An 18160-nucleotide genomic window follows, 5' to 3' on the forward strand; every position below is an offset into this window, starting at 1 on the left:
GTACCGCTGGACGGGATCAGTGGAAGAAGTGGCGCGTCCCGGTGAAGTACATCGTGACGCCCGCCTTCCGCGCCGCCTCGACGACCTGCTCGTCACGGACCGAACCGCCCGGCTGCACCACGGCCTTGACGCCCGCGGCGGTCAGGATCTCCAGCCCGTCCGGGAACGGGAAGAACGCGTCCGAGGCGGCGTACGAGCCCTGCGCGCGCTCGGCGCCCGCCCGCTCGACGGCGAGCTTCGCCGAGTCGACCCGGTTGACCTGACCCATGCCGACGCCGACCGAGGCGCTGTCCTTGGCCAGCAGGATGGCGTTCGACTTGACGGCGCGGCAGGCCTTCCAGGCGAAGGCCAGCTCGGCGAGGGCGTCCGGCGACAGGGCCTCGCCGGTGGCGAGCGTCCAGTTCGCCGGGTCGTCGCCCTCGGCCTGGAAGAGGTCGGAGTGCTGGAGCAGCGCGCCGCCGCTGATCGGCTTGAGGTCGCCCGGCTGGTGCGGGTCGCCGTCCACCTTCAGGACCCGGATGTTCTTCTTCTTGGCGAGGACCTCCAGCGCGCCGTCCTCGTAGGCCGGGGCGGCGATGACCTCGGTGAAGATCTCCGCGACCTGCTCGGCGAGCGCGACGGTCACCGGGCGGTTGACGGCGATGACGCCGCCGAAGGCCGAGAGGGGGTCGCAGGCGTGCGCCTTGCGGTGCGCCTCGGCGACGTCCGCGCCGATCGCGATGCCGCAGGGGTTGGCGTGCTTGATGATCGCGACGCAGGGCTCGTCGTGGTCGTAGGCGGCCCGGCGGGCGGCCTCGGTGTCGACGTAGTTGTTGAAGGACATCTCCTTGCCGTGCAGCTGCTCGGCGTTGGCGAGCCCGCCCGGCTGTCCGTCCGTGTACAGCGCGGCGGCCTGGTGCGGGTTCTCGCCGTAGCGCAGGCTCGCCTTGCGGTCCCAGGCGCCGGCCAGGAACTCGGGCAGCACGGCGCCCTCTTGCGGCGCGTACGCGTTCGTGAACCAGGAGGCCACGGCGACGTCGTAGGCGGCGGTGTGCTGGAAGGCCTCGGCCGCCAGCCGCTTGCGCGCGGTCAGGTCGAAACCGCCGCCCTTGGCCGCGTCCAGGACGTCGGCGTAGCGCTCGGGGCTGGTCACCACGGCCACCGACGGGTGGTTCTTGGCGGCGGCGCGGACCATCGAGGGGCCGCCGATGTCGATCTGCTCGACGCACTCGTCGGGGCTCGCGCCCGAAGCGACGGTCTCGCGGAAGGGGTACAGGTTGACGATCACCAGGTCGAAGGGCTCGACCTCCAGCTCGGCGAGCTGGCGGCGGTGGTCCTCCAGGCGCAGGTCGGCGAGGATGCCCGCGTGCACGCGGGGGTGCAGGGTCTTGACCCGGCCGTCCAGGCACTCGGGGAAGCCGGTCAGCTCCTCCACCTTGGTGACGGGCACCCCGGCGGCGGCGATCTTCGAGGCGGTGGAGCCGGTGGAGACGAGCGTGACGCCCGCCTCGTGCAGGCCGCGGGCCAGCTCTTCCAGTCCCGTCTTGTCGTAGACGCTCACGAGCGCGCGCCGGATCGGCCGCTGGGTCGTCACGGGGTCGTTGCTCTCTGCGGTCTCTACGGCGGTCACTGGATCGTTACCTTTCGTCCCTCAATGCGGTAGCCGTGCCGGGCCAGGCGCCCCACGACGTCGACGAGCAGCGTGCGCTCGACTTCCTTGATGCGCTCGTGCAGAGCGGCTTCGTCGTCCTCGTCCCGGATCCCGACCACACCCTGGGCGATGATCGGACCGGTGTCCACGCCGGAGTCCACGAAGTGGACCGTGCAGCCGGTGACCTTCGCGCCGTACGCGAGGGCGTCCCGCACGCCGTGCGCGCCGGGGAAGGCGGGCAGCAGAGCGGGGTGGGTGTTGATGAACCGGCCGCCGAAGCGGTCGATGAACCGCTCGCCCACGATCTTCATGAACCCGGCGGAGACCACCAGGTCCGGTGCGAAGGCCGCGGTGGCCTCGGTGAGCGCCGCGTCCCACTCCGCGCGGTCGGCGTACTGCTTGACGGGACACACGAAGGTGGGGATGCCGGCCTTTTCGGCCCGCTCCAGCCCCACGATGTTCTCTCGGTCGGCTCCCACGGCGACGACTTCGGCGCCGAGGTCGACGGCATCGAGCAGGGCCTGGAGATTGGTGCCGGAGCCGGAAACCAGCACGACCAGGCGGGAGGCGGCCATGGGAGGCCCTTTCTTGCGGAATGCGGGTTTCGTCTTTGTACGGTCGTACGAAACTCGGGTACCCCGACATACGGGGGACCATACGAAGCCACCGACCGCCTGCAACGATACCGGCACACCGGACGGCCCCCGAGGGACGGGGGGACGACCGGCAGGTAGCGTCAGGCATACACGTCGTTCACGACCTTTCGCCCGCGCCCCGCCCACCACGAACACACCGCACGCGCACCGCACTCCACGCCGCACATCACGACACAGGGGAAGAAACGCACCCGATGCCGGACCGCCGTCAGCCCTCCTCTCCCACTCCCCCGTCCGCACCCGACCGCGACCCGCGGCAGGACAACCCCTACGCGGCACCCCCGGAGGGGCGGCCCGACCAGCTCTGGGAGCCGAGGAGCGGCGCGGACGGGCACGAGCGCCGGAACCGGGACCGGGACGGCGGTGACGGACCGGGCGGCCCCGCGGGCGGACCGGCCCGCTGGGACCCCACCGACCCGGTCCAGCGCCGCGCCCGGTACGCGCTGCTCGCCGGCATGTGGGGCTTCTTCCTCGGCGTCTTCGGGATCCCGTCGGCGGGCCTGCTGCTGGGTGCGCTCGCGCTGTACTGGGGCGTGAGCGCCCTGCGCGGCAAGCGTCCCGCCCCCCGCGAGGAGCCGTCCGCTTCGGGCGCCGCGCCGGCCCCCGCCACCCCCGCTCCGGCCGAAAGCGGCCTGGCGGGCCTCGGCCCGGCGGCCCGCCCGCAGCGCGCGGCCGCGGTCAGCGGCCTGGTGACGGCGTCCCTGGCGCTGATCCTGGCCCTGGGCACCTACGGCCTGCAGATCGCGTACAAGGACTTCTACATCTGCCGCGACGACGCCCTCACCCGCACCGCGGAACTCCAGTGCAACACCCAGCTGCCGGACAACTTCCTGGGCGACGTCCTGAAGGTCCCGGAGTAGGACCGCCAGACACCCCCTGGCGGCCCCCCGGGCCCGGCTACTCTGCCGCGTCCGGCGGCACCCGCCTGGTCATGACCCGCGCCCCCACCACCCCGGGCGACAGGCCCCCGGCCCCGAGGGATCCGGTGTCCTCCCCCGGCAGGGCGGCGCCCGGAGCGGGGGCGGGCGCTTGCGCGGGGCCCCCGGTCACCGGCGTCACCGGCGTCACCGGCGTCACCGGCAGCGGTACCACCGGACCGGCCGCCGCTCCGGGAAGCAGGTCGGCCGCGCCCGGGACCGCCCCGGACGACGGGAGCGGCCCACCGCGCAGCGGCACCACCCGCACCCCGGCCAGCGTGCCGCCGGGCAGCGGAGCCGCGCCGCGGCCCGGCTGCCCCGGGCCCGGCCCCGGGAGCGGGTTCGGGCTTGCCCCCGGCCCCGGGGGCGGGGCCCAGGGGGACGGGAAGTCCGGGACCAGGGTGCCCGCGGCCTTGCGGAGGGTGGCCCAGCGGAGCTCCCGGACCCCACTGTCGTGCCAGTTCCCCGCGTCCTTGCGCGCCGCCCGCGAGGACCGCACCGGCCGCTCCCGCCACCCGTGCACCACCAGCGCCACCGGCACCGCCAGCCCCACGGACCACCCTGCCGCCGCGGCCCCGGTCGCCCACCACACCGGACCGAAGTCGGCCAGTTCCCGGGAGCCCAGCGGCCCCCCGGCCAGCGCCGCGAGCGCGCCCAGCAGCAGCCCGCACACCACCCCGCCCAGCGCCGCGGTCAGCGCCGTCTCCGCGTAGGAGACCTCCCGCGCCCGCCGCACCGCGAACCACCCGACCACCAGCCCGGCCACCAGCGGCACCCCGCCGACCGCCCACGTCAGCGGCGACCCGGGCCCCTCCGCCGGAAGCGCCGCCAGCAGCGGGAACCCCGGCATCGCGGGCGATCCCGCGAAGCCGAGCGGGGTGGCGGTCGCCCCGGTGCCCACGGCGAAACCCGGTCCGAGCGCGTACGCCGCGCCCCACACCGCCGCGTTCGGCACCAGCGCCAGCGCCACCAGGAGCACCGCGAACCGGCCCGACCACACCCCGGTCAGCGACAGGAACGACGCCTGCGCCTCGCCCCCGTGCCACACGAGCGAGGCCGCGAGCAGCAGCGCGCCCCCGCCGACGAGTACGAGCGCCCCCGCGCTCCCGGCGCGCAGCGCCAGCGCGTACCGGGGGCGTGCGAGGGCTCTCCGTACGCCCCTCGGCACCCAGGACGGCCAGTGCGCTCCCGGCCGGCCACGCGCGGCCCAGACCCCGGCAGCGGCCGAGACCACCGCGACCAGCGGCACGTGCCAGGCCGCGCTGAGCGGATCGGCCGGCACCGGCCCCCGGGCGGCGTACACGGTCGCGCCCGCCCCGACGGCCAGGTAGCCGCAGAGCACCGCGGCGAAGACGGTCCCGGCCGACAGCACCTCACCGCCGGACCCGCCGCCCGGCCCTGGCGCCGCGCCACCGGCGCCACCGCCGTCGTCGGTCGCGAGCCGGGCCGCCCGCCGCATGAGGAGGATGGGCAGGCCCAGCAGCAGCAGGGGGGTGACGCCCACCGGGGCGGGCACTCCGGAGAGGGTGTCGTACCGGATCAGCTCGGTCCCGTGCGCGAGCAGCCACAGCCCGGCCGCCACGTGCAGGGCCCCGCCGGGGCCGCTGTCGGGATACGGCGAGCTGATCCACAGCACGATGACGAGGACGGCCACGCAGCCGAGTCCCAGTCCGGCGGCGACGGCCCCGCCCAGCACACACGCGGCGGCCGCCGATGGGCGCCGTCCGCCGGCTCGCGGCGCCGTCGGCAAGGACGTCCCGCGCTCGGTCACTTGGGTCACCCCGCCATGGTGCCAACGACACGCGCTATGGGCGGGTAACACGCGATTGCCCGTGGTGTCGCTCAATATACGTTTATGTACTTTATCGCCCAGGACTGCCAGGTCGCGGGGAGTGTGGCATGACACAAAGCATCGAGACGACCTCGAAGCTGGGCCTTCCCTCCCCGAAGGAGCGCCGCAGACTGCGCGAGGCGGCGGGGCTGACCCAGGACGACGTCGCCGCGGCCATCGGCGTGACCCCGTCCACGGTCCGCTCCTGGGAAACCGGCCGGACGGCACCCCGGGGCCGCAAGCGCGAGGCCTACCTGAAGCTGCTGACCGCCGCGGCCGACGGCGGTACGCGGGCCGTCCCCGAGCCGCCACCGCCCCCACCCGAGCCGGCGCCCGAGCCACCGCCCGCACCCGAGCCACCGCCCGCACCCGCGCCCGCGGATCCCCCGGCGACCGGCGCCGCGGGCGACCCGGTGCACAACGCCCCCGCCGACGGCGCCGCCCGGTTGCCCGCGAAGCCACCGCCCCCCGAGGCGGCGACGGCGGTGACGGCGGTGACGGCCGCGGAAGCCGACCCCGCTCCCCCGGGCCCGTCCGCCCCGCAGCCCCCGCCCGAACCGGCTCCCGAGCCCGCACCCGACCCGGCGGACGCGGCCGACCCCGGACCGGCGGACGCGGCCGACCCAGGACCGGCGGCCGAGGCCGAACCCGACCCCGGGCCGCCGCCCGCGCCCGTGCCCCTCGGCCCCGTCGAGGCCTTCGACGCGCTCTACGCCTACGCCGCGCCCGCCCTCGTCCGGCAGACGTACCTCCTCACCGGACGCCGCGGCCTCGCCCGGATCTCCGTCGAGCGGGCCTTCCACCAGGCCTGGCGGTGCTGGCCCGAGGTCGCCACCGACCCCGACCCGGTCGGGTGGGTGCGCGCGGTGGCGTACGAGTACGCGCTCAGCCCCTGGCACCGGCTCAGCCGGGCCCACAAGCACCCCGACAAGCCCCCGGCCGAGCCCGCCGACCGCATCCTCATGGACGCCATGCTCGCGCTGCCCCCGGCGCACCGGCGCACCGTGCTGCTCTACGACGGCATCGGCCTCGACCTCCCGGACACCGCCGCCGAGACCGAGGCCACGACGCCGACCGCGGGAAAGCGGCTGGTCAACGCCCATGCCGAGCTGGCGAACCGGCTGCCCGAGCTGGTCGACGTACCGCCGGAGAAGCAGTCGGCGCTGCTGCGCGAGCGGCTCGGCTCGCTCACGCCCGCCGTGTCCCTCGAACCGCGCCCGGCGGCCGACGTCCGGCGCACCTGCGAGCACCGCAACCGGTTCTGGACCCGCGCGGTGGTCGGGCTGACGGCGGCGATCACGGCGGCGACCGCCTACACGGTCGTCACGGCGCCCACGAAGTACGAGCCGCTGCCCGCGCCCGGCGCCGTCGTCGCCGGGGTGCCCGCGCCGCACAACGGTCCGCCCCGGCTCAGCGACGAGAGCCGGCAGCTGCACGAGAAGCTGCGCTCGGAACCGGCCGCCGGACCCCACCGGCTGCACCCGAGGGGCGAATAGCACGAACGGGCGTGGCCCGCACCCACCAGGGGTGCGGGCCACGCCCGTACACGTACGCCGGACGTACGGCGGTACGTCGCTGCTCAGCGGCGCCGGAGGATCAGGCGCCCGCGGCGTTCAGGATCTCGCGCGCCAGCTTCGCCGTCTCGGTCGGCGTCTTGCCGACCTTGACGCCGGCGGCCTCGAGGGCCTCCTTCTTGGCCTGCGCGGTGCCGGAGGAGCCGGAGACGATGGCGCCGGCGTGGCCCATGGTCTTGCCCTCGGGCGCGGTGAAGCCCGCGACGTAGCCGACGACCGGCTTGGTGACGTGCTTGGCGATGTAGTCCGCCGCACGCTCCTCGGCGTCGCCGCCGATCTCACCGATCATGACGATCAGGTCGGTGTCGGGGTCCGCCTCGAACGCCTCCAGGGCGTCGATGTGCGTGGTGCCGATGACCGGGTCGCCACCGATGCCGACGGCGGACGAGAAGCCGATGTCGCGCAGCTCGTACATCATCTGGTAGGTCAGCGTGCCGGACTTGGACACGAGACCGATCCGGCCGGGCTTGGTGATGTCGCCCGGGATGATGCCGGCGTTGGACTGGCCCGGCGTGATGAGACCGGGGCAGTTCGGGCCGATGATGCGCGTCTTGTTGCCCTTGGCGGACGCGTACGACCAGAAGGCGGCGGAGTCGTGCACCGCGATGCCCTCGGTGATGACGACGGCCAGCGGGATCTCGGCGTCGATGGCCTCGACGACGGCGGCCTTGGCGAAGGCCGGCGGGACGAAGAGGACGGAGACGTTGGCGCCCGTCTTCTCCATCGCCTCGGCGACGGAACCGAAGACCGGGATCTCGGTGCCGTCGAAGTCGACGCTGGTGCCCGCCTTGCGCGGGTTCACGCCGCCGACGATGTTGGTGCCGTCAGCCAGCATCAGCTTGGTGTGCTTCATGCCCGTGGCACCGGTCATGCCCTGGACGATGACCTTGCTGTCCTTGTTGAGGAAGATAGCCATGTGAGTCTGTGACCTCTGCCCTTACTTCGCAGCCGCGAGCTCGGCGGCCTTGTCGGCCGCGCCGTCCATGGTGTCCACGCGCTGGACCAGCGGGTGGTTGGCGTCCGAGAGGATCTTGCGACCCAGCTCGGCGTTGTTGCCGTCGAGGCGGACGACGAGCGGCTTGGTGACCGCCTCGCCCTTGCTCTCCAGCAGCGCCAGGGCCTGGACGATGCCGTTGGCGACCTCGTCACACGCGGTGATGCCACCGAAGACGTTGACGAAGACGGACTTGACGTCCGGGTCGCCGAGGATGATCTCGAGACCGTTCGCCATCACCTCGGCGGACGCGCCGCCGCCGATGTCGAGGAAGTTGGCCGGCTTGACGTTGCCGTGGTTCTCACCGGCGTACGCGACCACGTCGAGGGTGCTCATGACGAGACCCGCGCCGTTGCCGATGATGCCGACCTCGCCGTCGAGCTTGACGTAGTTGAGGTTCTTGGCCTTGGCGGCCGCCTCGAGCGGGTTCGCGGCGGCGTGGTCCACGAACTCCTCGTGGCCCGGCTGGCGGAACTCGGCGTTCTCGTCGAGCGAGACCTTGCCGTCGAGCGCGATGACGCGGCCGTCGGCCACCTTCGCGAGCGGGTTGACCTCGACGAGGAGCGCGTCCTCGGCGATGAAGGTCGCCCACAGGGTCACCAGGATCTCGGCGACCTGCTCGGCGACGGCCTCCGGGAACTTCGCCTGGGCGACGATCTCGCGGGCCTTCTCGATGGTCACGCCCTCGTTGGCGTTGACCGGGACCTTCGCGAGGGCCTCGGGGGTCTTCTCCGCGACCTCCTCGATGTCCATGCCGCCCTGCACCGAGGCCATGGCCAGGAAGGTGCGGTTGGTCCGGTCGAGGAGGTACGAGACGTAGTACTCCTCGGCGATCTCGGGGGCCGTCTCGGCGATCATCACCTTGTGGACCGTGTGGCCCTTGATGTCCATGCCGAGGATGTCCGTCGCCCGGGCGACGGCCTCGTCCGGGGTCGCGGCGAGCTTGACGCCACCCGCCTTGCCACGGCCGCCGACCTTGACCTGCGCCTTGACGACGGACTTGCCGCCCATGCGCTCGGTCGCCTCGCGGGCTGCCTCAGGCGTGTCGATCACTTCACCGGCCAGCACCGGTACACCGTGCTTGGCGAAGAGGTCCCTCGCCTGGTACTCGAACAGGTCCACGCGCGTCCGTCCCTTGTCTTCAAAGATTCGCAGTGATTCGCGGTTTTCTGCTATCTGCGTGGGCGTGCCGCGAAGGGCAACGTGACGGCGCTGTCACAAGGGGAGCGCACACGGTGACCGTGGACGCGGCATGTCCGTCTCGCAGGTTATCCCCGTGGGACGTGGGTCCCTAAATCGCAGATCACACCTGAGCGGTGATACCTGTCACAGATCGCCTCACGCGTGAACTGCAGATTCGTGCGATCCGCCCCTGTCCAGCGGCTGGGGACGTGGTCCAGGGGGCGGTGGGCCGGGCCGGCGCGGGACGGTCGGCGAGTGGCCCGGCGCGCCGCCTCAGGAAGGGATCGGCAGCGGTCTGCGCTCGATCGCGGCCGCCATCACCTCCGGAAAGAGGTCGGGCGTGCAGGCGAAGGCGGGGGCGCCCAGGGCGGCGAGGGCCGCCGCGTGGTCGCGGTCGTAGGCGGGGGCGCCCTCGTCGGAGAGCGCGAGGAGGGCGACGAAGCCCACCCCGGCCGCCTTCATCGCCGCCACCCGGCGCAGCATTTCGTCGCGGATGCCGCCCTCGTAGAGATCACTGATGAGGACGACGACGGTGTCCGCCGGGCGGGTGATCTTCGACTGGCAGTAGGCGAGGGCGCGGTTGATGTCGGTACCGCCGCCGAGCTGGGTGCCGAAGAGGACGTCCACCGGGTCGTCCAGCTGGTCGGTCAGGTCCACCACGGCGGTGTCGAAGACGACGAGGCGGGTGGCGATCGCCCGCATGGAGGCGAGGACGGCGCCGAAGACGGAGGCGTAGACGACGGAGGCGGCCATCGAACCGGACTGGTCGATGCAGAGGATCACCTCCTTCTTCACGGATCGGGCCGCCCGGCCGTAGCCGATCAGCCGCTCGGGGACGACCGTGCGGTGTTCGGGGAGGTAGTTCTTGAGGTTCGCGCGGATCGTGCGGTCCCAGTCGATGTCCCGGTGGCGGGGCCGGCTGATCCGGGCGGAGCGGTCCAGCGCGCCGGTGAGGGCGGACCGGGTGCGGCCGGAGAGTTTGCGCTCCAGCTGCTCGACGACCTTGCGGACCACCGTCCGGGCGGTCTCGCGGGTGGTGTCGGGCATCGCCTTGTTGAGGGAGAGCAGGGTGCCGACGAGGTGCACGTCCGGCTCGACGGCCTCCAGCATCTCCGGTTCCAGCAGCAGGGCGGACAGCCCGAGCCGCTCGATGGCGTCGCGCTGCATGACCTGGACGACGGAGGCGGGGAAGTACGTACGGATGTCGCCGAGCCAGCGGGCGACCGCCGGGGCGGACGCCCCGAGTCCGGCGGACCGCTCCCCCGCGCGGCCGGGCGGCTTGCGACCGCCGGCGCTTTTGGAGCCGTAGAGCGCGCCGAGGGCCGCGTCCATCGCCGCGTCCCCTCCGGTCAGCGCGTGTCCGGTGCCGTCCGCCTCGCCGCCGCCGAGCACCAGCCGCCAGCGCCGGAGCCGCTCGCCCGCCGGGGGCTGCGCGTCGGCCGGGCCGGGAGCCTGCGACGCGCTGGCGTCCGGGGCGGCCGCGCCTGTCGTGCCTGCCGTGCTCGTGCTCGTGTTCATCGGGCCGCCTCCACCAGGTCGTCGTCTGCGCCGCGGGGTCCCGCCAGCAGCATCCGGACGAGCGCCACCACCGCGTCCGCCCGCTCCGGGTCCAGCTCCGGGCCGAAGCCCTCGGGCGCCGCACCGGCCGCGGCGGGGGTCCCGCCCGCGGCGGGCCCGCGCCGCACCAGCTCGCCCAGGGTCCGCTTCACTCCCGGCTCGTACGCACCGAACGTGCGCCGCAGCAGCGGCAGTACGTCGACGAACGCGCGCTCCGGCACGCCGCTCAGCCAGGAGTCGATCAGGCCGAGCAGCCGTTCGTCGTGGACCAGCAGCGTGCCGCCGCCGGAGGCACCGCCCGCGAAGCCCTCGATCCAGCCCGCCGCGTCGGCGGGCGCGGCGGCGGGGGAGAGCGCGAGCCCCATCAGCCGGGCGGTCTCCCCCGCGGCGAGGGCGCCGTCGTCGAGCAGCAGCCGGACCGCCCGGCCCCGGATCAGCCCGGGCACGGTGTCCCGGCCGGCCAGCGTCCGCAGGACCGCGGCCCAGCGCCCCCGCAGCCCCCCGTCGGTGCCGTCGTCACCGTCACCGTCATCAGCCCCGTCGGTGGCGTCGGCGTCGTCGCGGCCGAGCAGCCCGATGGCCGCGTGGACCGCGTCCACGTGGCCGCGCAGTTCGGCCGCGGCGTCCGCGTCGAGCCCGGTCGCGCAGGCGGGCGGCAGCGCGACGCAGATCCGCTCGGCGAGCCCGGCCGCCACCCGGCCCAGCGCGGCCGTGTCCGTACCGCGCACGTCGCCGTAGCGCAGGGAGCGGGCCAGGGCGGGCAGGGCCCGGGCGAGCCGGGCCACGTCGGTGTCCAGCGCCGCCCGGTCGGCCAGCGCCCGCAAAACGGCGGGCAGCGCCCGGGACAGCCCGGCCAGCAGGCACTGTTCGGCCAGGGCGGTGACCTCGCCCAGCTCCGCGGCGGCCGCCGCGTCGGCCTCGGCCTTGGCGGTGGCCGCCGCGAGCACGGTGGTGCCCCAGATCCCGGCCTCGGCGATCCGCACCGACAGCTCCGGTTCCCAGCGCAGCCGCCAGCTCTCGCGGAAGGTGCCGGTGCTGCCGCGCGAGGCGGTCGGCGTACCCCACCCGATGCCCAGCAGCCGCAGCCGGTGCAGCAGCAGGCTCTTGGCGCTGTCGGTGTCTTTCCGCAGGTCCAGCTCCAGCTCCCGGTCCTGGGCTTCCGCCTTGAGGCGCAGGGAGCGCTGGAGCCGGGTCAGGTCGCGCTGGAGCGGCACGACGGGCGCCGCGTCGGGCACTTCGCCCAGGACGTCGCCCACGACCAGCCGGTCCTGGATGAGCGCGAGGGGTACGTCGGAGCCCTCGCACATCACCGCCCGGACCGCTTCGAGGGTTTCGCCGAGGCCGGGCAGCGGGCGGCCGCGCATCGCGGCCAGGGTCTGTGCGAGCCGGACCGCCTCGATGACGTGCGCCGAGGAGACCTGCCGGTCCTCCGCGCGGAGCAGTCCGGCGACCTTGGTCAGCCAGCGCTCCACGGGCCGGTCGGGGGCCGCGAAGAGGTGGGCGTACCAGCCGGGGGAGGCGATGCCCGCGCCGTACCCGCCGGAGCGGGCCAGCCTGCGGTGCGTCCAGGGCACCCAGGTGGTCTCCACCTTGACCTTGGGCAGGCCGGTGAGCAGCGCCTTGTCGGCGGCCGCCGTGGTCTTCGCGCGGAGGGCGGGCACGTGCCAGGCGCCGCAGACCACCGCGTGGTCGTCCCCGAACTCGCGGCGGGCGGCCCGTATCCGCTGGCGCATGTACGCCTCGCGGACCGGGTCGCGGGGGTGGCCGCCGTCGCCGTAGACCTCGCGCAGGGCGGTCATCGCCTCGCCGAGCGCCTCGAAGGCGGCCAGCGGCGCGGCCCGGCCGCCGCTCCCCCGGTGCTCGACGACGTCCTCCCACCAGCGCTCGGGGTCCTCGTACCCGGCGGTCTCCGCGAGTACGGCGAGGGGGTCGAGGCGGACCGCGGCGGCCGGGCCGTCCTCCCCCTCGGCTTCCGCGTCCGCGCCGTCCTGCGCCCCGCCCGGCGGGCGGTCCGGGGCGGCGGGGGCGAGCGAATGGGCGGCCGGCAGGTCGATGAAGCGGACCGGGACCTGCCGGCTCTGCGCCCAGCGGATGGCGACCCACTCCGGGGAGAAGTCGGCCAGCGGCCAGAACGCGGCCCGGACCGGATCGTCGGCGACGTGCGCCAGCAGGGCCACCGGCGGGCGCATCCCGGGGTCGGCGGCCAGCGGCAGCAGCGCGTCCCCTTCCGGCGGCCCCTCGATCAGCACGGCCTTCGGCTGCGCGGCGTCCAGCGCGGCCAGGACCGCCCGGGCCGAGCCGGGCCCGTGGTGGCGCACGCCCAGCAGCAGCGGCCCCGCGGCGCGCGGGCTCACGCCGTCACCTCCCGGCAGGCGCGGTAGAAGTCCTTCCAGCCCTCGCGCTCGCGGACCACGGCCTCCAGGTACTCCTGCCAGACCACGGTGTCCGCGGCCGGGTCGCGGACGACCGCGCCGAGGATGCCGGCGGCCACGTCGGAGGGGCGCAGGACGCCGTCGCCGAAGTGGGCCGCCAGAGCGAGGCCGTTGGTGACGACGGATATCGCCTCGGCGGTGGACAGGGTGCCGCTCGGCGACTTCACCTTGGTGCGGCCGTCGTCGGTGACGCCGCCGCGCAGCTCGCGGAAGACGGTGACGACGCGGCGGATCTCGTCCAGGCCCTCGGGCGCGGACGGCAGGTCCAGGGCGCGGCCCATCTGGTCGACGCGGCGGGCGACGATGTCGACTTCGGCATCGGCGGTCGCGGGCAGCGGCAGGACGACGGTGTTGAAGCGGCGGCGCAGCGCGCTGGAGAGCTCGTTGACCCCGCGGTCGCGGTCGTTGGCCGTGGCGATGAGGTTGAAGCCGCGGACGGCCTGCGCCTCCTGGCCCAGCTCGGGTATGGGCAGGGTCTTCTCGGAAAGCACGGTGATCAGGGTGTCCTGGACGTCCGCGGGGATCCGGGTCAGCTCCTCGACGCGGGCGGTCAGCCCCTCGGTCATGGCCCGCATGACGGGGCTGGGGACGAGGGCTTCGCGGCTGGGGCCGTGGGCGAGCAGGCGGGCGTAGTTCCAGCCGTAGCGCATGGCCTCTTCCGGGGTGCCCGCCGTGCCCTGGACGAGCAGGGTGGAGTCTCCGCTGACGGCGGCGGCGAGGTGTTCGGACACCCAGGTCTTGGCGGTGCCGGGGACGCCGAGCAGGAGCAGGGCGCGGTCGGTGGCCAGGGTGGTGACGGCGACTTCGACGATGCGGCGCGGGCCGACGTACTTGGGCGTGATCACGGTGCCGTCGGGGAGTTCCCCGCCGAGCAGGTAGGTGGCGACGGCCCAGGGCGAGAGGTTCCAGCGGACCGGGCGGGGCCGGTCGTCGGCGGCCGCGAGGGCTTTCAGTTCGTGTGCGAAGGCGTCTTCTGCGTGCAGGCGCAGCACCTCGGCACCGGCGCTGTTCTCGGGCATGGTCATGGTCCCCCTCCAATGCTCGGCAGCCGCTTCCGGCTGCTGTGACCACGGTGCACCACGGCACTGACAACGCCCCTTGTACGCCGCATCATTGCAGGTCAGGGCGATTGTCAGTGGGGGTCCCTACGGTGGGACACATGACTGAGCAGGGGGTCCGCTGGACAGCGGAACAGGTACTGGCTCTGGCTCCTGACGTGGCGTCACGCAAGGCGGGGGCCAAGCTGGGGGGAACGGGTCCGTGGTCGCAGACCGGAGGTTCCGCTTCCGGTGCGGTGTGGGGGTGGTGCAAGGGCAGTGGCATGGCGCCGTACCGGACGGTCGTGGACCTGACGGGCCCGGCGTACACCTGCTCCTGCCCGAGCCGGAAGTTCCCGTGCAAGCACGCGCTCGGGCTGCTGCTGCTCTGGGCGGCGGAGGGCTTCGGGGCGCCGGCCGAGGCTCCGGAATGGGCCTCGGCGTGGCTGGCGGCGCGGGCCGCGCGGGCCGTCGGGTCCGCCGCTTCGGGGGCGGCCAAGACCCCGGCGGACCCGGCGGCGGCCCGGCGTCGGGCCGAGCGCAGAGCGGCCCGGATCGGAGCGGGGGTGGGCGAGCTGGAGCGGCGGCTGGCCGATCTGCTGCGCGGCGGACTGGCCGGTCAGGAGCACGCCGGATATTCCCTGTGGGAGGAGACGGCGGCCCGTATGGTCGATGCACAGGCACCCGGACTGGCCGCCCGGGTAAGGGAGTTGGGCACCATACCGGCCTCCGGTCCGGGCTGGCCCGGCCGGATGCTGGAGGAGTGCGCGCTGCTCCATCTGCTGGACCGGGCCTGGCTCGGGGTGGGGGAACTGCCGGGGCCCCTGGCCGCGACGGTCCGGGCCAGGGTCGGCGTGGCGGGCACCGCGGAGGGGGACGCGGTGCGCGACCGGTGGCTGGTCCTGGCCCAGTACGACACCGTCTCGCCGGACGGCCGGCTCACCACGCGCCGGATCTGGCTGCGCGGGGCGGTGAGCGGACGGTCCGCCCTGGTCCTGGACTTCGGTCCGCCCGGGCGGCCGCCGGGGCTCGCGCTGCCGGTGGGTCTGGCGCTGGAGGCGGAAGCCCGCTTCCGGCCCGGATCGGCGGGGCTGCGGGCGGATCTCGGGGAGCGGTTCGCCGCGCCCGTTCCCTGGCCCGCGGTACCGGCCGGGATATCGACCGGGGCCGCGCTCGACGCCTATGGAACGGCGCTGCGCGAGGACCCGTGGCTGGACGCCTGGCCGGTGGTACTCGGCCCGGTGGTCCCGATACCCGGCGAGCGGGGCTGGCAGCTGGCGGACGTGGAGGGGACGTCCGCCCTGCCGGTGACCGTGGCGGCGGGGCGGTCCCGGTCGGGGCTGTGGCAGCTCGCGGCCCTGTCCGGGGGCGGCCCGGTGACGGTGTTCGGCGAATGCGGACACCGCGGGTTCACCCCGCTGACCGCCTGGGCGGAGGGCTCGTCCGAGCCCGTCGCCCTGAACTGAACGACGCACGGCCGAGCAGAAGGGCTGTGCGGCAGGACCGGTGGCGCGGGGGCGCCGCCGGGCACCAACGAGCAAGCCGGGGGGCTTCTGTGAACGACAACCACGCCAGCTAGCAACGCACGAGGGTCGTACTGAGACTGCGCCGGTCCCGCGGAGGGGGCGGGACCGGCGCGCACGGCACGGAAGCACGACGACGAGGAACACGCGGGAGGGGTGGGGCACATGAACGGGGACGCACAGGGGCCCGGGCTCGGGGCCGGAGCCCGGGTCGGAAACGAGGCGGGGGCCGGGAACGGGGCCGGGAACGGGCCAGGTATCGGGACCGGGGCCGGGGCTGAGGTCAGGGCCCGGGTCGGGACCGGGCCGGGTTCCGGGGCCGGGGCCCGGGTCGGGAACGAGGCGGAGGCCGGGAGCGGGAACGGGCCGGGTATCGGGGCCAGGGCCGCGGGCGAGGCCCGGACCGCGGGCGGGAACGGGCCGGGCCCCGGGCCCGCAGGCGGGGCCGCGAGCGGGACCGGGAACGGACCGGGTTTGGGGACCGGGACCGCAGGCGACGCGAGGCCCGCGGCCGAAGCCAAGCACGGGGACTGGGAGGAGTTGGTCGGGGCGGCGCTGCTCGGTACCGAGCGGCGGCGCGGCAGGGGGGTGACCGGTTCGCCGGAAGCCCTGCTGGACGCGGCGGCCGTCGCCGCCGTCCGCCGCCGGGCGGGGCTCCGCCCGGCGCAAGCGGGCCCGCGGCCGGAGCCGGTGGCGCCGGATCCGCGGCCCGCCCCGCCGGATGCGGCCGGGCGGCGGCTCGCGCAGCTCCTGGCGGGCCGCGTCGCCGGGGGCGGCCGGCGCGGGGCGGCGCCGGACCTCACGGAGCTGCTGCCCCAGTGGCTGGCCGCCGCCGTGCGGCACGGCTACCGGGCGCCCGCCGCCCTGGTGCCCGCGCTGCTGGACGCCGCCCGGGCGCGTACGGATCTGCGGCCGCAGGCCCTCGCCCTCGCCGGGGGGCGGGGGCGCTGGCTGGCGCGGCTCAATCCGGAGTGGCGGTTCGCGCTGCGCAGCGGGGCCGGGGGCGGCGAACTGCCCGCTCCCGACGACCGGCCCGCGGTGGAACGGCTGTGGCAGGAGGGTCTGTTCGCGGAACGGGTGGCGCTGCTGGGCGCGGTCCGGGCGCACGACCCGGCGGCCGCGCCGCTGCTGTTGTCGACCACCTGGACCACCGAGCGGGCCGAGGACCGGCTGATGTTCCTCGATTCGCTGCGCGCGGGCCTCTCGGAGGAGGACGAGCCCTTCCTCGAACGGGCCTTGGGCGACCGGAGCCGCAATGTGCGGGCGACGGCGGCCGAACTGCTCTCCGCGCTGCCCCGTTCGGCGCTGGCCGCCCGGATGGCGGAGCGGGCGCTGGCCTGCGTGGGCCCCGAGGGGGTCGTGCCGCCGGTGGAGTGCGATACCGGGATGCAGCGGGACGGCGTGGTCGAACGGCCGCCGGCCGGGCGCGGGGAGCGGGCCTGGTGGCTGGGCCAGCTGGTGGAGGCGGCTCCGCTGTCGTGCTGGCGGGAGCGGTTCGGCGGCCTGGACCCGGCCGGGATCCTGGCGCTGCCGGTGGCCGAGGGCTGGGCCGAGGAGCTGCACGCGGCCTGGTGCCGGGCGGCGGTCCGCCAGCGGGATGCGCTCTGGTCGAAGGCCCTGCTCGGCTCGGCGTCCGCGCCGCCCGCCGCGGGCCCGGCCACGGCCTCGCTGGCCGAGCGGGCGAAGCTGCTGGAGACCCTGCCCGAGGGGGAACGGGCCGCGTGGGTCGCGGAGTTCGTCCGGGCGCACGGACTGTCGGAGGCCTTCCAGCTCCTCGGGGTGTGCGTGGTGCCGTGGGCCGCCGAACTGGGCGGCGCGGTCGTGGACGCGCTGGACTCGGCGCGGAACGCGGGGAGTTACCCGTGGAGTTTCAGCGGGGTGATGGGTCTGGCGGAGCGCTGCCTCGACCCCGGGGCGGCGGACCGGCTGGAGTCGTTGCTGGCGGTGGCCCTGGCCGCGGAGATATCCGTGGAGACGGGGGAGGCGGCCGCGGGCGCTGCGCGGCCCGGGCAGGCCGGGCACGCTTCGGCGCTCGCGGAGGTGACCCCGGGGGCCGAGGCGTACTGGGCCGAGGCCTTCCAGCGGCTGGTGTCCACCCTGCGCCTGCGCGCGGCGATGCTGGCGGAACTGGCTCCCGCCCCGGCGGCCTGACCCGCGGCGGTGCGGGGGGGCCGGCCGCGGGGACCGGAGCTCAGGACTGCTGTCGGCCCAGGACTGCCGTCGGGTCAGGACTGCTGTCGGGTCAGGACTGGCGGACGTTCGCGCGGACCCACTCCACGATGGCGGTGGTCGTGGCGCCCGGGGTGAAGATCTCGGCCACGCCCTTCTCCTTGAGCGGGCCGATGTCGTCGTCCGGGATGATCCCGCCGCCGAACACCTGGATGTCCTCCGCCTCGCGCTCCCGCAGGAGTTCCAGGACGCGCGCGAAGAGCGTGTTGTGGGCGCCGGAGAGGATCGAAAGGCCGATCGCGTCGGCGTCCTCCTGGATGGCGGTGTCCACGATCTGCTCCGGGGTCTGGTGGAGGCCGGTGTAGATGACCTCCATGCCCGCGTCCCGCAGGGCTCGCGCGATCACCTTGGCGCCACGGTCGTGGCCGTCAAGACCCGGCTTGGCCACCACCACACGGATCGGACCGGTCACACCCATCGCACTGCCTCCCGAGTGAACGAACGTTAAGTACAGCATCGCGCACCCCGCCGTTTCGCGGTCCACCGGGAGGGGGAAATCACACGTGGGAGAACATTGATTCCACTCGGGGACGCCCGCACCGTCGGTCGCCGGGGAAGCCGCTTCCCGTCGCCCCGCCACCGTGCCGTCAGCCGCACG

The 18160-nt window shown here is 75.0% G+C and carries 13 protein-coding genes; 4 read left to right on the top strand and 9 right to left on the bottom strand.

All coding sequences use genetic code 11. The features are described from left to right. Positions 1 to 16: 16 nt before the first annotated feature. Together purH and purN are read right to left on the bottom strand one after the other, a co-directional pair. Positions 17 to 1609 (bottom strand): bifunctional phosphoribosylaminoimidazolecarboxamide formyltransferase/IMP cyclohydrolase, encoded by a 1593-nt coding sequence (gene purH, locus AC0693_RS02705; protein ID WP_356403941.1) that lies wholly within the window; start codon positions 1607 to 1609, stop codon positions 17 to 19. After that, a complete protein-coding gene (gene purN / locus AC0693_RS02710; RefSeq protein WP_469337560.1) occupies positions 1606 to 2205 on the bottom strand; it encodes a phosphoribosylglycinamide formyltransferase in 600 nt (199 codons plus the stop codon). Before purN ends, purH begins: the two co-directional genes overlap by 4 nt. A gap of 275 nt (positions 2206 to 2480) precedes the next feature. On the opposite strand from purN, the gene AC0693_RS02715 reads away from it, so the two are divergent. Beyond that, positions 2481 to 3146: a hypothetical protein gene (locus AC0693_RS02715; RefSeq protein WP_478800795.1), complete on the top strand. Its 666-nt coding sequence runs from the start codon at positions 2481 to 2483 to the stop codon at positions 3144 to 3146. 37 nt (positions 3147 to 3183) lie between these two features. On the opposite strand, the gene AC0693_RS02720 is transcribed toward AC0693_RS02715, so the two are convergent. Then, a complete protein-coding gene (locus tag AC0693_RS02720) occupies positions 3184 to 4983 on the bottom strand; it encodes a cell division protein PerM (RefSeq protein ID WP_478800796.1) in 1800 nt (599 codons plus the stop codon). 119 nt (positions 4984 to 5102) lie between these two features. Here AC0693_RS02720 and AC0693_RS02725 point away from each other — a divergent pair, with 119 nt between their 5' ends. After that, entirely contained in the window at positions 5103 to 6530 is a 1428-nt protein-coding gene (locus AC0693_RS02725; RefSeq protein WP_478800797.1) for a helix-turn-helix domain-containing protein, read from the top strand. Between the two features lie 100 nt (positions 6531 to 6630). On the opposite strand, the gene sucD is transcribed toward AC0693_RS02725, so the two are convergent. From sucD to AC0693_RS02750, 5 genes are all read right to left on the bottom strand, one after another. Then, positions 6631 to 7524: a succinate--CoA ligase subunit alpha gene (gene sucD, locus AC0693_RS02730; RefSeq protein ID WP_356403926.1), complete on the bottom strand. Its 894-nt coding sequence runs from the start codon at positions 7522 to 7524 to the stop codon at positions 6631 to 6633. A gap of 21 nt (positions 7525 to 7545) precedes the next feature. After that, positions 7546 to 8724 (bottom strand): ADP-forming succinate--CoA ligase subunit beta, encoded by a 1179-nt coding sequence (gene sucC / locus AC0693_RS02735; protein ID WP_351046697.1) that lies wholly within the window; start codon positions 8722 to 8724, stop codon positions 7546 to 7548. Positions 8725 to 9057: 333 nt separating this feature from the next. Next, positions 9058 to 10302, bottom strand: a complete 1245-nt coding sequence (locus AC0693_RS02740; protein WP_478800798.1) for a VWA domain-containing protein — start codon at positions 10300 to 10302, stop codon at positions 9058 to 9060. Next, entirely contained in the window at positions 10299 to 12734 is a 2436-nt protein-coding gene (locus AC0693_RS02745; RefSeq protein ID WP_478800991.1) for a DUF5682 family protein, read from the bottom strand. Before AC0693_RS02745 ends, AC0693_RS02740 begins: the two co-directional genes overlap by 4 nt. Beyond that, positions 12692 to 13798, bottom strand: a complete 1107-nt coding sequence (locus AC0693_RS02750) for an ATP-binding protein (protein ID WP_478800799.1) — start codon at positions 13796 to 13798, stop codon at positions 12692 to 12694. Before AC0693_RS02750 ends, AC0693_RS02745 begins: the two co-directional genes overlap by 43 nt. A gap of 134 nt (positions 13799 to 13932) precedes the next feature. Between AC0693_RS02750 and AC0693_RS02755 the strand changes: the two genes are divergently transcribed. Both AC0693_RS02755 and AC0693_RS02760 read left to right on the top strand, forming a co-directional pair. Continuing rightward, positions 13933 to 15276: an SWIM zinc finger family protein gene (locus AC0693_RS02755; RefSeq protein ID WP_478800800.1), complete on the top strand. Its 1344-nt coding sequence runs from the start codon at positions 13933 to 13935 to the stop codon at positions 15274 to 15276. Between the two features lie 531 nt (positions 15277 to 15807). Continuing rightward, the gene (locus AC0693_RS02760) at positions 15808 to 17484 is read left to right on the top strand and encodes a DUF5691 domain-containing protein (protein ID WP_478800801.1); all 1677 of its coding nucleotides are present in this window, start codon (positions 15808 to 15810) and stop codon (positions 17482 to 17484) included. Positions 17485 to 17575: 91 nt separating this feature from the next. Here the strand turns inward: AC0693_RS02760 and AC0693_RS02765 are convergent, their stop codons facing one another. Beyond that, positions 17576 to 17980 (bottom strand): coenzyme B12-dependent isobutyryl CoA mutase small subunit, encoded by a 405-nt coding sequence (locus AC0693_RS02765; protein WP_356403908.1) that lies wholly within the window; start codon positions 17978 to 17980, stop codon positions 17576 to 17578. Positions 17981 to 18160: the final 180 nt, after the last annotated feature.

It is taken from the genome of Streptomyces sp. NPDC043876, from assembly GCF_056435825.1.